This window comes from Peterkaempfera bronchialis (assembly GCF_003258605.2).
Classification (GTDB): Bacteria; Actinomycetota; Actinomycetes; order Streptomycetales; family Streptomycetaceae; genus Peterkaempfera; species Peterkaempfera bronchialis.
The window spans coordinates 5778778-5794341 of the sequence record NZ_CP031264.1 but is presented as its reverse complement, the minus strand read 5'-3'; the positions used below and the strand labels follow the sequence as shown (position 1 = coordinate 5794341).

General features: G+C 74.1%; 14 protein-coding genes. 7 read left to right on the top strand and 7 right to left on the bottom strand.

The annotated features are described in order from the left end of the window. Window positions 1–3 precede the first annotated feature (3 nt). Window positions 4–543, bottom strand: coding sequence for an allene oxide cyclase barrel-like domain-containing protein (locus C7M71_RS25295; RefSeq protein ID WP_229758902.1), 540 nt, complete (start codon window positions 541–543; stop codon window positions 4–6). A gap of 262 nt (window positions 544–805) precedes the next feature. On the opposite strand from C7M71_RS25295, the gene C7M71_RS25290 reads away from it, so the two are divergent. From C7M71_RS25290 to C7M71_RS25280, 3 genes are all read left to right on the top strand, one after another. Then, a complete protein-coding gene (locus C7M71_RS25290) occupies window positions 806–2005 on the top strand; it encodes a cytochrome P450 (RefSeq protein WP_229758901.1) in 1200 nt (399 codons plus the stop codon). A gap of 10 nt (window positions 2006–2015) precedes the next feature. Then, window positions 2016–2225 carry a ferredoxin gene (locus C7M71_RS25285; protein WP_111492777.1) on the top strand — a complete coding sequence of 70 codons (210 nt, stop codon included), beginning with the start codon at window positions 2016–2018 and terminating at the stop codon, window positions 2223–2225. 270 nt (window positions 2226–2495) lie between these two features. Then, entirely contained in the window at window positions 2496–3947 is a 1452-nt protein-coding gene (locus C7M71_RS25280; RefSeq protein ID WP_111492776.1) for a DHA2 family efflux MFS transporter permease subunit, read from the top strand. Window positions 3948–4046: 99 nt separating this feature from the next. On the opposite strand, the gene C7M71_RS25275 is transcribed toward C7M71_RS25280, so the two are convergent. The 6 genes from C7M71_RS25275 to C7M71_RS25250 form a co-directional block, all read right to left on the bottom strand. After that, on the bottom strand, window positions 4047–5213 hold the full coding sequence (locus tag C7M71_RS25275) for an acyltransferase family protein (protein ID WP_111492775.1): 1167 nt from the start codon (window positions 5211–5213) through the stop codon (window positions 4047–4049). Window positions 5214–5453: 240 nt separating this feature from the next. After that, a complete protein-coding gene (locus C7M71_RS25270) occupies window positions 5454–6446 on the bottom strand; it encodes an aldo/keto reductase (protein WP_111492774.1) in 993 nt (330 codons plus the stop codon). A gap of 92 nt (window positions 6447–6538) precedes the next feature. Beyond that, window positions 6539–7282, bottom strand: coding sequence for an AfsR/SARP family transcriptional regulator (locus tag C7M71_RS25265; RefSeq protein ID WP_229758900.1), 744 nt, complete (start codon window positions 7280–7282; stop codon window positions 6539–6541). A 141-nt stretch (window positions 7283–7423) separates the two neighbouring features. Further along, complete coding sequence (locus C7M71_RS25260) at window positions 7424–8851, bottom strand: MFS transporter (RefSeq protein ID WP_114914554.1); 1428 nt, start codon at window positions 8849–8851, stop codon at window positions 7424–7426. Beyond that, window positions 8848–9516 carry an LLM class oxidoreductase gene (locus C7M71_RS25255; RefSeq protein WP_162824359.1) on the bottom strand — a complete coding sequence of 223 codons (669 nt, stop codon included), beginning with the start codon at window positions 9514–9516 and terminating at the stop codon, window positions 8848–8850. The genes C7M71_RS25260 and C7M71_RS25255 overlap by 4 nt, the downstream gene beginning before the upstream one ends. A gap of 231 nt (window positions 9517–9747) precedes the next feature. Continuing rightward, window positions 9748–11493 carry a helix-turn-helix transcriptional regulator gene (locus C7M71_RS25250; protein ID WP_162824358.1) on the bottom strand — a complete coding sequence of 582 codons (1746 nt, stop codon included), beginning with the start codon at window positions 11491–11493 and terminating at the stop codon, window positions 9748–9750. A 208-nt stretch (window positions 11494–11701) separates the two neighbouring features. Here C7M71_RS25250 and C7M71_RS25245 point away from each other — a divergent pair, with 208 nt between their 5' ends. The 4 genes from C7M71_RS25245 (at window position 11702) to C7M71_RS25230 (ending at window position 15561) form a co-directional block, all read left to right on the top strand. Beyond that, entirely contained in the window at window positions 11702–12529 is an 828-nt protein-coding gene (locus C7M71_RS25245) for a 2-oxo acid dehydrogenase subunit E2 (protein WP_111494374.1), read from the top strand. A 106-nt stretch (window positions 12530–12635) separates the two neighbouring features. Beyond that, window positions 12636–13724, top strand: coding sequence for an alpha/beta hydrolase (locus C7M71_RS25240; RefSeq protein WP_229758899.1), 1089 nt, complete (start codon window positions 12636–12638; stop codon window positions 13722–13724). Between the two features lie 134 nt (window positions 13725–13858). Beyond that, complete coding sequence (locus C7M71_RS25235) at window positions 13859–14746, top strand: AfsR/SARP family transcriptional regulator (RefSeq protein WP_111494370.1); 888 nt, start codon at window positions 13859–13861, stop codon at window positions 14744–14746. Continuing rightward, complete coding sequence (locus tag C7M71_RS25230; RefSeq protein ID WP_229758898.1) at window positions 14743–15561, top strand: thioesterase II family protein; 819 nt, start codon at window positions 14743–14745, stop codon at window positions 15559–15561. Before C7M71_RS25235 ends, C7M71_RS25230 begins: the two co-directional genes overlap by 4 nt. The last annotated feature ends 3 nt before the right edge of the window (window positions 15562–15564 follow it).

The window sequence follows — 15564 nt, the reverse complement described above, 5'->3', positions numbered from 1 at the left end:
GGCTCAGCGGCGGTAGAGGATGATCGCGGAGGCGTACGACTTGTGGGTCTCCACCGGGCGGAACTGCCGGAAGCCGATGGCGCCGCGCAGCGGGCCCGCCACCGCGACGGCCTTGATGGTCTGCTGCTCGCCGGCGGTGAGCCGGGCGTCGTCGACGACCCCGCCGGTGCGGATGACGGTGCCGTCCAGCAGCCGGATCCACTCGGAGAAGTACGCCAGGAAGTTGCCCTCCGGGCCCTTGCGCAGCATCCGGCCGATGCCCTCGGTGGCTCCGAGCAGCACGCCGTCCCGGTCGCGCAGTTCGTAGCGGACGTGGGCGCGGTCGTCGAGCGTGGGGGTGGCGCCGTCGAAGTCCGGGTTGTTGGAGTCATAGCTGACCAGCGTCTCGACCAGGTCGGTGAGGTACAGCAGGTTCTCGGGCTCGCCGACGGCGGGAGCGGGTTCCGTCGGGCCGAACGGCGGCACCGCCAGCCGGGCGAGCAGCCAGCCCCGCAAGGTGTCGGCGGCGGTGCCCAGCGGGCCGGGAAGGGTGATCGATGCCATGCCACAACTCCGTTCGCGGATATTCCTGAGGCGCCGGAAAGCAGCGCGTGATCACCCTAGGCAGCGCAGCTAAATCGGCCCGACATCCCCTCTAAACCGCCCCGGCGCCCGTGCTGAACCACCCGCTAAAGCGGCGACAATGCCCCGGTTAATGCCGACCAGGAGGGGCGTGGCCCCTTTCCCGGCAACAGAACTAGCATGCGCCGGAGATACCCGACTTCTTCCCGGTGGTCATTCCGGGAACATCCGCTCGGAGGCCGCGTTGTCCGTCAGTTCCGTCGAAGCACCGTCGTTCCCGGTGCGCCGTACGTGCCCGTACCAGCCCCCGGACGTGTACCGCGAGATCAGCGAACGCGGCCCGATCAACAAGGTCACCCTGTGGGACGGCCGCCAGGTGTGGCTGATCACCGGCTATGAGGAGGGCCGCCGCCTGCTGGCGGACGAACGCCTGTCGTCCGACCGCAGTTACGACGAGTATCCCACGATGGCCCCGCACCTGGGCGCCCCGGCGGCCCGCAAGCTGGTCCTGGTGGGCGAGGACCCGCCGCTGCACAACCACCACCGCCGGCTGCTCAACCCGGAGTTCAGCCTGAAGCACGCGCGTGCGCTGCGGCCGGACATCGAGCGGATCGTGAACGGCCTGATCGACGGCATCGAGGAGCTCGGTCCGCCCGCCGACCTGGTGGAGCACTTCGCGGCCCCGATCCCGTCGCTGGTGATGTCGGCGCTGCTGGGGATCCCCTACGAGGACCACGCGTTCTTCCAGGCCGCCACCGCCGGCATCATGCAGGGCAAGGACCCGGCCGGCACCGAGGCCGCCGCGGCCGAGCTGGTGCGCTACCTCGACCGGCTGGTGACGGCGCAGGAGGCGGAGCGCGGCGAGAGCCTGGTGGGCCGGCTGGTGGAGCACGTCGACACCGGCGAGCTCTCGCACGACGAGGTCGTGCAGCTGACCATGGTGCTGCTGATCGCCGGCCTGGAGACCACCTCCTCGATGATCCCGCTCGGCGTGCTGGCCCTGCTGGACCACCCCGAGCAGCTGGCGGCGCTGCGCTCGGGCGAGGTGCCGGCGGTCACCGCGATCGAGGAACTGCTGCGGATCACGGCGGTGACGGACTTCGCCGGGGTCCGCTGGATCACGGCCGACATCGAGATCGACGGCCATGTGCTCAAGGCCGGCGACGGCCTGGTGATCTCCTCGACCATGGTCAACCGGGACGAGCGGGTGCACGAGGACCCGTATGCCTTCGACATCTCCCGGGGCAGCCGCCAGCATGTGACCTTCGGCTACGGGATCCACCAGTGCCTCGGTCAGAACCTCGCCCGGCTCCAGCTGGAGATCGCCTTCGAGACGCTCGTACGGCGGCTGCCGGGACTGCGGCTGGCGGTGCCGGCCGAGGAGCTGCGGATGCGCCGGACCGGCACCATGCAGAGCGTGGAACGCCTGCCGGTGGCCTGGTGAGGGGGCGGACATGCTGATCACCGCCGACCGCGACCGCTGCATCGGCGCGGGCCTGTGCGTCCTGACCGCGCCGGAGGTCTTCGAGCACGACGACGACGGCCTGGTGCACGTACTGGAGCAGGAGCCCGACGCCCGCCTGGAAAAGGACCTGCGGCTGGCCCAGCAGCTCTGCCCGGCCCACGCCCTGACGCTGGACACCGCCGCACCGCACTCGACCTAAAGCCCCCGGAAACCCTTCCGGGCCGGACCCCTTCGGAGAACCCGCAGGTCATGGGCGCCTGACTGCCCGTCCGGCGCCCGGCGAAGGCCGCCGATCCGATATTCGGGTCGGCGGCCTTAAGCAATTCTAAGGACCGATGGCCCTGGACCGGGAATTGTTTATACGCTCTTTCGGTACGCCGCTGCGACCGCTCGTCGCATTCCGCAGGCGTGGGCCGCGACGACCGCGCCCGTTCCCCGACTTTCCTTCCCTCCTGCCCGAAGGACCGAAATGAGTCAATCAGCCGAGGACCGGCTCGACGGCCCCCTGGTGAAGCTGATCATCGTCATGGCGCTGGCGTCCGTCACCGCGACACTCAACGCGACCATCGTCGGCGTCGGACTCAGCCCCCTGGCCCAGAACTTCGACACCACGCTGACCACCGCCGAGTGGGTCATCACCGGCTACCTGCTGGCCGTGGCCGCCACCATCCCGGTGACCGGCTGGGCCGTGGACCACTTCGGCGGCAAACGGGTCTGGCTGATCGGCCTGGTGATCTACACCCTCACCGCGATCGGCTCGGCGCTGTCCTGGAACATCGGTTCGCTGATCGTCTTCCGCATCCTGCAAGGCGTGGCCGCCGGCATCATCGAACCGGTGATGATGACGCTCACCGCGCGTGCCGCAGGGCCCGCCCGGCTGGGCAGGGTGATGGGCCTGCTGGCCCTGCCGATGACGCTGGGCCCGGTGATCGGCCCGATCCTCGGCGGCGTCATCGCGGACAACCTGCACTGGAGCTGGCTGTTCCTGGTGAATGTGCCGATCGTGGTGACGGCGCTGGTGTTCTCGGTGAAGGTGGTACCCGCCGACGCCCCGGCCGCGGGCGACCGCGCCACCTTCGACGTGCTCGGCACCCTGCTGCTCAGCCCCGGCTTCGCGGTCCTCGTCTACGGCCTGTCGCAGAGCGCGCACCAGGGCTTCGGCTCCACCACGGTGATCGTCTCGCTGCTCCTCGGCGCGGCCCTGGTCGCCGGGTTCGTGGTGCACGCGCTCACCACCCGCCGCCAGCCGCTGATCGACGTCCGGCTGTTCGCCAGCCGCGGCTTCACCGCCGCCGTGATCGCGATGGCCCTCACCGGCGCGGCGGTCTTCTCGCTCTATGTGCTGCTGCCGCTCTACCAGCAGCAGGTGCACGGCCAGAGCCTGATGGCCAGCGGTCTGCTGCTGGCGCCCTTCGGCGTCGGCACCTTCCTCGGCATGCCGCTGGCGGGCCGGCTGAGCGACAGGATCGGCGCCAACCTGCTCGTGCCGCTCGGTGCCACCCTGGTGGTGCTCGGCATCCTCGGCAACGCACTCTCCGACGCCTCCACCAACCAGGTGCTGCTCGGCCTGTACGCGGTCGTCGCCGGCCTCGGCCTGGGCTGCGTCGGTGCGCCGACGCTGGCCTCGCTCTACCGCACCGTGCCGCTGGAGAAGACCTCCGGTGCGACCAGCACCATGCTGTCGCTGAACCAGGTCGGCGGGTCCTTCGGCGTGGCCCTGGTGGCGCTGCTCATCCAGCGCGGGATCGCCAACGGCCAGTCCGTGCGGAACGCCTACTCCACCACCTTCTGGTGGGAGCTGGCGATCACCGCGGTGATCGTGGCGGTCGGCCTCGCGCTGCCCGGCCGGCCGAAGCCGGTGGCCGCCGCGGCGCCGACGGAGAGCCCCGCCCAGGAGAGCACGACGACGGTGTTGTCCTGACCGGCCGCCGCCCGGTCCCGGGCCGAAGCGGCCGCACCCCGAGGGGTACGGCCGCCCGGCCCGGGACCGGGCGCGCGGGCTGCGGCAGGCGCCCGGCGGTCAGTTCGGCGCCGAGGTCCCGGACACCGCAGTGACCCGCACCGACTCCGGCCGGCCCGGACGGACCGGGTCGCTCCACCGGCGTACGGCGGGAAGCTCCACGAACCGGTACGACAGCCAGGACACCCCGATCGTCGCCACCAGCAGCACCGCACCCAGCCCGACCACCTCCGGCACGCCCCACACGCGGGTCGCGCCCAGAGCCACCCGGACGTAGTGCAGCACCAGGTGGTGCGTCATGTAGAAGGCGAAGGAGATCTCCCCCAGCCGGACGGCGGTGCGGCTGCGGAACGGCGACGCCTTGCCGGTGGCATCGGCCTGCGCGGCCGCGGCGACCAGCAGTGCGAGCGGCAGGGCAACGGTCGCGGTGAACCCGTACACCGTCGGCACCAGGGCGAGCTGGAGGGCCGTACCGGCCGCCACCAGGACCGCCGCCCCGGGCAGCCCGAGCGGGATCCAGCGGCCCGCCAGCACGATCCTCGCCAGCAGGATGCCGAGCACGAAGTCCAGCGCCCGCACGGCGGGCAGGGCCACCAGGAACCAGTTCTGCACCAGGGACATCTCCATCCCGGGCAGCTGCGGGCTCCCCGGCACAAACGCGTCGTCCGCGAACGGCAGCAGCACGATCAAGGCCGTGAGGCCCAGCACCCAGGCCCAGAGCCGGTCCGCGCGGATCCGGTCGGTCAGCGCCCGCAGCCAGGGGAACGCCAGGTAGAAGGCCAGCTCGCAACTGAGCGACCAGCTGGGCAGGTTGACGGCCCGCATGACGTCCAGGTCGGGCACCCAGGCGTGCACCAGGAAGAGGCTCGGCAGCACCCGGCCGCCCGTCAGCGCCTCGCCGGCCCAGAGCGCCAGCAGCAGCGCGGCCAGCCAGGTCAGCAGATGGGTCGGGAAGATCTTCACCAGCCGGCGGCGCCAGAACCGGGGTCTGCTGTCATCCTGCCGGGCCGACCAGGTCAGCACGAACCCGCTGAGGACGAAGAAGAACTCCACCCCCACCCAGCCCAGGCCGAAGGCGTAGCGGAACACCGCGGAGGCCGGGCCGGGAGCCAGGTAGCCCTCCACGGACAGATGGGTGAAGAAGACCAGCAGGGCGGCGACGAACCGCAGCCCGGTGAGGGACGGCAAGCGGGAGAACGCGGCCGATTGAGCAGTGCGCTCGGACATGGCGAATCCTTCACGTGCGAGGTGGACGGGACGACGGACGACCGGTGCACGGTCGTCGGCCAGCCTCCGCCGCCCGTCTAAAGCACCCCTGCCAAGCCCCTAAACGCCGCCGCCGCGCCCAGCGAACCCGCCGTCGCCCGCCGCCTGTACCTCCACCCCGAGACCTCCCTGCCCCGGGCAGGTTGGAGCGCCGGCCGGGCCCGAGGCCCTGCCGGCGCTCCAACCTGCCCGGGACCGGCGTCAGAGGTCGACGAACCGCAGGCTGAAGTCGGTCAGCCGGGCACCCGCGACCTCGCCGGCGGGGACCGCCGCCTCGATTGCGGCCAGCTCCTCGGGGCCCAGCGAGAGTGTGGCGGCCGCCAGGTTCTCCTCCAGGTGGTCGATGCGGCGGGTGCCCGGGATGGGGACGACGTCCTCCCCTCGGTGCTGCACCCACGCCAGGGCGAGTTGGCCGACCGACACCCCCAGCTCGATCGCCAGCGGCTCCAGCCGGTCGACCAGGCCGAGGTTGCCGGGGAAGTTCTCGGGGGTGAAGCGCGGCTGCGCCACCGTACGGAAGTCGGTGGGCCCGAAGGCCTCGGTGGAGCGGTAGCGCCCGGTGAGCAGGCCACGCCCGAGCGGCGCGTTGGGGACGATGCCGATGCCCAACTCGCGTGCGGTCGGGACCACTTCATCCTCCAACTGGCGGGAGAACAGCGACCACTCGGTCTGCACGGCGGCCAGCGGGTGGACGGCGTGCGCACGGCGGATGGTCTCCGGAGCGGCCTCGGAGAGCCCGATGTACCGGACCTTGCCGGCCTGCACCAGTTCGGCCAGCGCACCCGCCGTCTCCTCGATGGGCACGGAACCGTCGACCCTGGCCTGGAAGTAGAGGTCGATGTGGTCCAGCCCGAGACGCTTGAGCGACGCGTCGGCGGCCTGCCTCACATAGGCGGCGTCACCGCGGACGGCCTGGCCGATGCCGTCGCCGGTCCGCAGCACGCCGAACTTCGTGGCCACCACGGCCTCGTCACGGCGGCCGGCGACGGCGCGGCCGACCAACTCCTCGCTCAGCCCGTGGCCGTAGACGTCGGCCGTGTCGATCAGCGTGACGCCGAGGTCCAGGGCGCGGCGGATGGTGGCCACCGCCTGGTCGGGGTCGGTCGGGCCGTAGAACTCGCTCAGGCCGAGCGCGCCGAGCCCTTGGGCGCCGACTTCGAGCCCTCCCAGGCGGCGGGTGGGAAAATCGTTCACGAGGATTCGCTCCGTCTCACGTCGATGGGCCTGCCGGCTCCAGCGTGGTGACGAGGGCTAAACCGCATCCAAACCGTGCCCGGATCCGGTGGTCAGGCGCGGACCTCCAGGATGGTGCGCTGGAGGTTGCGCAGCCAGCAGCCCGGCTCCAGGCCGAGCTCGCGGTGCAGGGTGTCCCGCGCGGAGCGGTAGACCTGCAACGCGTCGGCCTGCCGGCCGGAGCGCCACAGCGCCAGCATCAGCTGGGCGTAGAAGGTCTCCTGGAGCGGGTGCTCGCGGATCAGACAGCGCAACTGGGAGACCACCTCGCGATCCCGCGAGAGCATCAGCTTGGACTCCACCAGCAGCTCGGTGCACTCCAGTTGGAGTTCCTGGAGCCAGGCCGCGAAGGCGTTCACCACGGGCCCGCTCTGGAGACCGTTGAGCACCGGCCCGCGCCAGAGGGCCACCACCTTCTCCAGCAGGTCGCACGCCTCCTCGTAGCGGCGCTCGCGCATCATGCCCCGGGCGGTCGGCAGGTGCTCCTGGAGCGCGTGGAAGTCGATGGCCTGCGGCAGCGTCCACAGCACATAGCCCGGGGCGCGGGTGATGATCGGTTCGGGCTCACCGCCGCGGGCGAGCAGCTTGCGCAGCTGCGAGACATAGACGTACACCGCGTCCCTGGCGCGCGGGGGCGGCCCCTGCGGCCACAGCTCGCGGACCAGGTCGTCCACCGAGACGACCTGGCCCGTCCGGGCCAGCAGGACGGCGAGCACCGTCTCGGTCTTGCGTGCGGTGATCGGGACGGGTCCGTTCGCGTCGCTGACTCTGAGCGGTCCGAGTACCTCGTACCTCACCGGCGATCCTCTCCCGACCCGAATGCCACCCGACCTGCCAACCGACTTGCCACCCGACCTGCCACCCGCGAGCCGCAGGCCCGCCCGGCCGGCCGCAGGCATTCTGCGGCAGGTGACGGGTCAACAGCGGCGGGCCGCCCGCTATTCCGTCCGCCGGGCGACGTCCGAGGGGCGGCCGGGCGAGGGCTGCCGCTCCGGCCGACCGGGTGTCGGGGGCGGGTCGGGGGCCGGGAGCGCGCCGGGTGCCGCCTCGGCCGACCGCCGGGCGGCGAACGGCACGAGCGCGACCGTGGCCAGGGTGTAGAGCAGGACGGCCACAAAGGCGGAGCCGAACCCACCGACGGCCACCAGCACGGCCAGGCCGACCGTGCCGCCGAGCCGCTGGGAGACATTCAGCAGCCCGGCCGCCGCTCCGGTGAGCTCCGGCGGCGCGACCAGACCGGCCCGGGTGACGGCGGCGAAGGCCAGGCCGATGCCCAGGCCGAAGAGGCAGAGCGCGGGCAGCACACCCTCGGCGTAACCGACGGGGGTGCGGCCGGCCAGCAGGGCGGCGCCCGCCACCGTGGCCGCGCTGCCCGCCAGCAGCGCGGCGCGCGGCCCGGCGCGGGCCTCCAGCGGAGCGGCCAGCCGGGCGCCGGCGAAGACCAGCACGCTCCACGGGAGGAAGGCCAGCCCGGTCGCCGCCGGGCCCAAGCCGAGGCCGCGCTGGAGGTACTGGGTCAGCAGGTAGCCGGAGCCGAAACTGGTCGCGGAGAGCAGGGCCAGCAGCGCGTTGGCCGCCGCCCGGCGGCGGTCGGCCACCAGCGCGCGCGGCACCAGCGGCTGCGGGGCCCGGCGCTCGGCCACGACGAAGGCCGCCAGCAGCAGCGGCGCGGCGGCGGCCGGCGCCAGGGTGCCGGCGGACGTCCAGCCGCGCTCGGCGCCGTGCACGACGGCATAGGTGAGCGCAAAGCAGCCGAGGGTGGCCAGCACCGCGCCCGGCACATCGAAGCGGCCCGGGGCGCGTGGGGATTCGGGGATGTGCCGCCGGGCCAGCAGGGCGGCGGCGGCGCCCGGCAGCACGGTCAGGAACATCACCGCCCGCCAGGACAGCGCGTCGGTGAGCACTCCGCCCAGCACCAGGCCGATCGCCCCGCCCACGCCGGACACCGCGCCGTACACGCCGATCGCCCGCGCCCGGGAAGGGCCGTCGAACAGGGTGCCGATCAGGGCGAGCGCGGTCGGGGAAGCGATGGCCCCGCCGACGCCCTGGAGGGCACGGGCGGCGATCAGGACGGTGCCGTCGGGGGCCGCGCCGGCGAGCAGGGAAGCGGCGGTGAAGGTCCACATCCCGGCGAGGAACATCCGCCGGCGGCCCAGGATGTCCCCGGAGCGGCCGCCGAGCAGCAGCAGGCCGCCGTAGGTGAGCACATAGGCGTTGACCACCCAGGACAGCCCCGCGTCGGTGAATCCGAGGTCCTCCCGGAGCCGGGGCAGCGCGACGTTGACGGCGCTGGCGTCCAGCACCACCATCAGCTGGCAGGCGGCCAGCGCCGCGAGGGCCGGGCCGGGGCGGGGCGGCGCGGTCACCGCACGGCGCTGGGCTGCCGGGCGGTCAGACCGAGGTTCTCGCGCAAGGTGGCCCCCTCGGTGTAGGCCGTGCGCAGCACCCCGCGCTCCTGGAGATGCGGCACGACCCGGTCGGTGAACTCGTCGAAGCCGACGGGGTTGAGGTGCCCGGCCAGGATGTAGCCGTCGGCGGCGCCGGTCTGCGCATTCCCGTCGATCCGGGCGGCGACCTCGGCGGGGGTGCCGACGAAGGTGTGCCGGAGCAGGCTGCGGATGGCGAGTTCGCGGATCGACAGGCCTTCGGCGGCGGCCCGGGCGTACAGGCCCGCCGCAGGTGAGCCGGGCGGCCCGGCGGGCGGTGGCGGCGGATCGTCGGGGTCGCGGCCGGAGAGGTCGGCGCCCCACAGCTGCCCGATCCGGGTGAGGGCGACCGCCGCGGTCACCTGGCGCAGGGCCACCTCGCGGGAGCGTTCGGCGGCTTCCCCGGCGGTGTCGCCGAGGATGAATCCCGCGCCGGGCGGGGGCGCGTGGGAGTCGTCCAGTGTCAGCAGGTCGAGCAGTCCCCGCTCGGCCTCGGCCGCCCGGTCCGCCCAGACCGCCAGCGGCGCGGGCACGGCGGGTGGTGGCTCGCCGCCGGGTGCCCCGTCCAGGGCGACCGCCAGGTGCAGCGCAGTACCGGCATCCACGATCCCCACCGTGCTCTCCCCCGGCCGCGCGGCGACGGGATGGTCCTTGCCACCCGTCCCCGGCGGGCGGGGGCAGCGCAGCACGGGACGCTAGCCGGGGAGCGGAAGCGCGGACAATCGCCGTTCAGGGCCGCTTCAGCGGGGGCTTCAGCAGGACTTCAGCACGGGTTCGGCCGGGCCGGGCCGGGGCGGTTCGGGGCGCCGACTGCCGCAGGCGTCCCGAACCGCCCGTCAGGCCAGCGACTGCACGACCATCCGGACGAGGGCGGCCCGGGAGCCGATGCCCAGCTTCCGGTAGGTGCGGGCGAGGTGGACCTCGACGGTGCGGGCGCTGAGGCCGAGGCGGGCGGCGATCTCGCGGGTCCGCAGGCCGGTACCGACCAGTTCCGCGATCTCGCGCTCACGGCCGGTGAGCACGGAGAGCGCCTCGGCGCCTGCGGGTTCCGACCGGGCGGCGGGCAGGGCTCGGACGGCCCGGCCGGCGCCGGCCGGGCGGGGCGCGGCCGTGACGCCGGGCCCCGGCACGGCCGCCCGCACCTCGCGGTCCGCCCGGGCGGGGCGACCCCGGCGCTCCGCCCGGCCGAGCCGGGCCGCCGTCTCGGCGAGCAGGGCGCGCGAGCCCGTACGGGCGGCCAGCTTGGCCGCCGTGTCCAGCAGTTCGCGGGCGACCCGGTGGTCGGGGTCGGTCGCCGGGCCGGCGCGGTCGACGGCCGACAGGGCGGTGGAGAGCCAGTGCCCGGCCAGCCCGATGTCGCCGCCGCGCAGGGCGGCACGCGCCGCGGCGGTGAGGACCACCGCGTCCTGGGGGTCCCGGCCGGGAGTGGCCCGTTCGGTGTGCAGCGCGCGCCGTTCGGCCGGGGCACCGCGCGCGGCGAGCATGGCGATCGCCCTGCGGTGCGCGGCCTCCCGCCAACAGGCGTCGGTGCCGTCGTAGACCAGCCAGCGCACCAGCGGATGCCGGAAGACGCTGCGCGGGGTGCCGGGGAGCGGGCGCAGCAGGTCGACCCGGCGGAGCCCGTCGAGCAGCCGGCAGACCTCCGCCTCGGGGAGCTCGGCGACGGCGGCGACCGCGGCGGCGTCGATGTCGTCGCCGAGTACGGAGGCCGCGGCGAGGACGGTCTGCTGCTGCGGGTCGAGGACGCTGAGCTCGGTGACAAGGTGGCGGGCGAGCACATCGGGAAGGCCGGCGTCGGGCGGGAGCCCGCGCAGGTCGGCGAGCAGGCCGTCGGGGCGGCCCGCCTGCCGGCTGGGGCAGATCCGGGCGAGCGCCTGCAGGTAGAGCGGGTTGCCGTGGGCGTCCCGGTGCAGGATGCGCAGCCGCGGATCGGTGGGGTTCAGGTCGAGCAGGTCGGCGGCCTGGGTGAGGCCGAGCGGGGCGAGTTCGGTCCGGCGGACGGTGCCGAGCTGGCTGCCGCGGGCGAGTGTGGCGCGGAGCCGTTCCGGGGCCTGCCGGGGCCGGTAGGAGATGACCAAGGCGAGCGGCGCGCTCACCGGCCAGCGCACCAGCCGGTCGAGCAGGGCGAGTGACGCCGGGTCGGCGGCGTGCACGTCGTCCAGCACGATCAGCAGTCCGCGGCAGGTGTGCTGTTCGAGGAGTGCCCGCAACCGCTCCGGCGTGGGGCATCCTGGGGCGTCGTCCACGGACGCGGCGATGCGGCGGATCACCGCGAGCAGTTCCTCCCGCAGCCCGGCGCGGTCGGCGAGCCCGAGCCAGCCGCGCAGTACCTGGATGAAGAGGCTTCCCGGCAGGTCCTGTTGGGCGGGATCGGCCAGGGCTCTCAGGACAGTGAAGCCGCGTCCGGCGGCGGTCTCGGCGAGCCCGGCGAGCAGCCGGGTCTTGCCGCTGCCCGGGTCGCCGGCGAGTTCGACGGCGGACGCCCGCCCGTCGGCCACGTCGTCGAGGACGGCGAGGAGTTGACGGTGCTCGGTCTGCCGGACGGTTTCGGTTCGGATGCAGATGTCTCGGACTGAGATCACGGCTGGGTCATCCCTCCCCCGGTGCCCGGCGGAGCTGGCGGATCCGCCCAAGGCTGCGTTCGATCGTAACCACGCACTGCGCACACCTGAGCGGATGACACAAGGATTTCACAGTAGCCGGTCGCGGACCGACCACCGGGATTCAGTCACCGATTAGCCCGTTCCGACAGGCTCGGCACCTCTGCTGGTACGACGGAGGGAGCATCCCATGGGCAGCCCGACCGGGCGCGCACCCCAGCTCGCGCCGCCACCGCGGGAGCGGCGGCACACCTTGTTCTTCCTGGAGGCGATCCGGGATTTCTCCCCGGTCTTCCTGGACACCGAGATCGACGCGACCAGGCTGCTGGCCGACCGGGACCGGGCACGCGCCGACGGGCTGCGGCGCTCGGTGGCCGGCTACGTCCTGGTGGCCGCCGGCGGTGTGCTGGCCCGTCACCCGGAGGCCAACGCGGCGTACCGGGGCGGGCTGCGCCCCAGGCTGGCCAGGTTCGCCACGGTCGCCGGGAAGATCACCCTGGACCGCACCCTGGACGGCACCCGGGTGGTGCTCTCCACCGTGGTGCCCGACCCCCACACGGCGGGGCTCGCCGAGGTGCAGCGCCGGCTGGACCGGGTGCGGGACGGCGATCCGGCCGAACTGCCGGAGTTCGCCGGGATCCGGGCCCTGCACGCGGCCCCCTGGCTTCGCGCCCGGTGGCGGTTCGCCCGCGCCGCCCGCGACCTGACCCTGCGTCCGCTGATCACCGGCACCTTCGCGGTGACCTCGCTGGGCCACCGGCCGGTGGACGGCTTCCACTCGGTGGGCGGCACCACGATCACGCTCGGCGTGGGCCGGATCGTCGAGCGCCCGGTGGTACGCGACGGCGCGATCGTCGCCGCTCCGGTGCTGCGGCTCAGCCTGGCCTTCGACCACCGGGTGATCGACGGCGCGGAGGCCGCCGACGTGCTGGCCGAGATCCGCGAGGCGCTGGAGGAGTGGCCGGCCCCGGCGGGCGCACCGGACCGGGCACCGGCCGACGCCCGGTCCGCCGGGTGAGCGGGGCGGGGCGCGGGGCGGGGCGCGGGGTGGGCGGCGCGGGCGGACGGCGGAGGCAGGGACGGGAATGGAGGCAGGGACGGGAATGACGAGCGGAGTGCACAGGGTGACCAGCAAGGCGCCGGCGAACGACCTCGCCGAGCTCAAGCAGTTCGTGGTGGCCCAGGCCACCTCGCAGGGCATCACCCCGGAGCAGTACGGCGCGGTGCTGGACGGCGTGGCCGACGACGGCGACGGCGGCCCGGGCTCCTGGGTACGGGGCTGGACGGAGGCCGGGGAGCGGCTGGAGCGGGAGGGCAGGCTGCTGGAGGCGGGCCGGTTCTACACCATGGCCCGCTTCCCGTACCCGTCCGGCTCCGCGCGCCGGGAGGCCGAGGAGCGGGCCCGCGCCGTCTTCTCCCGCTGGGCGTCGGGCTTCCCCGGCATCGAGCGGCTGGAGGTGCCGACGCCCGCGGGCCCGGTGGCCGCCTGGGCGGGCGGGCTGTCGGTGGAGGATCCCAAGCCGCTGCTGCTGATGTCCGGCGGGATCATCAGCCTCAAGGAGCAGTGGGCGCCGGTGCTGCTCCAACTGGCCGAGTTCGGCCTGGCCGGGGTGGTCACCGAGATGCCGGGGGTGGGTGAGAACCCGCTCCCGTACGACCTGTCGGCGCCCGCGCTGCTGCCCGCCGTCCTGGACGCGGTCGCCGGACGGGCCGACACCTCGCGGACGTACGCGCTGGCGCTGAGCTTCAGCGGCAACCTGGCCCTGCACGCCGCGCTGGGCGACCGCCGGATCCGCGGCATCGTCGGCGCGGGCCTGCCGGTGCACGACTTCTTCACCGACCGGGCCTGGCGGGCCACCGTCCCCCGGGTCACCGTGGACACCCTGGCGCACCTCGCCCGCACCGGCCCCGACCGGGTCTTCGAGGAGCTGGCCCCGCTGGCCCTGGACCACCGGCGGCTGAGCGCGGTGGACATCCCCGTCGCGCTGGTCGCCAGCGCCCGCGACGAGATCATCCCGCCATCGGACACCGAGCGTCTGCGGCGCTCGGTGCGCAGCCTGCGGCTGCGGGTGCACGACGATGTGCACGGCTCCCCCGGGCACTTCCCCCAGACCCGCCTGTGGACCTTGCTCTCCGTCCTGCGGATGACCGGGGACCGCCTCCCGCAGCGCCTGGCGCTCGCCGCGCAGTTGCGGGCCCTCGACCGGGGGTGATCCGGGTCATGGGCCCCGTACGTACGTCCGGTACGCACGGGGCCCGGGCCCCTACGTGTACGTGAATACGCTGATGCGCGGCTCGATCCGGCGCGACAACCTGAGGTGGCCGACACACACTCAGGGAGTCCGCATTGCGATACGAAATCCTCGGGAGCCTGCGCGTCGACACCGGGAGCAGCACCTCGACCGTCAACGCCCGGAACATGGAGGTCGTCCTGGCGACCCTGCTGGTCAGGGCGGACGAAGTGGTCCCGATACCGCAGCTCGCCCATGAGATCTGGGGGGACGCCCCGCCCCGCCGCCATCTGGCCGCCATCCACGTCTACATCTCCCAACTGCGCAAGCTGCTGGCCGACGCCGACCGGCCGGAGAGTGTCATCGCCACCCGCTCCCCCGGGTACATCCTGCGGCTGGGCCCGCACGACCGGCTGGACTCCGAGGAGTTCAAGCAGTTGATGCAGAGCGGGCGGAAGGCCGCCCGGGCCGGGAGGCCGGAGGAGGCCGCCGCCGCCTTCGAGGCGGCGCTGGAGCTGTGGCGCGGGCCCGCGCTCGGCGACCTGCGGGCCGGCCCGATCCTGGAGGGCTTCACCACCTGGGCCGAGGAGGCCCGGCTGGAGTGCGTCGGCATGCACATCGACGCCGGGCTGGCCTCCGGGCGGCACCGCGAACTGATCGGCCGGCTCTACTCGCTGGTCGCCGAGCACCCGCTGCACGAGGCGTTCCACCGCCAGCTGATGATCGCGCTGTACCGCTCGGAGCGGCAGGCGGACGCGCTGCGGGTGTACCGCTCGGCGCACCGCATCCTCACCGCCGAGCTGGGCATCGAGCCCGGCCGGGCGCTGCGCGAGGTGCAGCGCGCGATCCTGGCCGCCGACCACCGCCTCGACCTGGCCGGTCCCCCGCGGGCCGACCGGGCGGAGCAGCCGGCGGACCTCGACGGCCGGGCCGGTATCACCGAACGAACCGTCGCCCGCCGCTCGGCCGGCGACGCCCGCACCGGACACCGGGAGGCGGCATGAGCACCATGGACGCCGCGCAGCGCTCGTGGCCGGACGGTCCCGCCGCGACCGGGACCGCGCGGGAGGATGCCTCGCTGTGGGTACGGCACTTCCGCCGCCGCCCCGACGCGCCCGTCCGGCTGGTCTGCCTGCCACATGCCGGCGGCTCCGCCTCGGTCTTCCGGCCCTGGGCGGCTGCGGCCGGCCCCGAGCTGGAGGTGCTCGCGCTCCAGTACCCGGGCCGTCAGGACCGCCACCGCGAAAAGGCCATGGAGGACATCGCCGAACTCGCCGACCACGCCGCGCCCGCGGTCCGTGCGGCGGTCGGCGACCGGCCCTACGGCCTGTTCGGCCACAGTATGGGCGCCCTGCTCGCCTTCGAGCTGACCCGCCGGCTGGAACGGACCGGCCCCGGCCCCGACCTGCTCGCGGTCTCCGGCCGCAGGCCGCCCTCCACGGTCCGCACCGGGGAGTACGCCCACCTCGTCGACGACGCCGCGCTCACCGCCCACCTGCGGGAACTCAGCGGCACGGACCCGCGCCTGCTGGCCGACGAGGAGGCCCTGCAGATGATCCTGCCCGCCGTCCGGGCCGACCTCACCGCGGTGGACCGCCACCAGGCCGCTCCGGGCGCCACCGTCGAGGCGCCTGTCCTCGCGATCACCGGGGACGCCGACCCGTGGGTCACCCCCGGCGAGGCCGCGGCGTGGCACCGCCGCACGACGTCCTCCTTCGACCTGCGGGTGTACCCCGGCGGTCACTTCTACCTGGAGCACCTCCAGGAGGAGTTGCTGGCCCTCCTCGGCGGCCGCCTCGCGCCCGCCGCTGCCCGCTGATCC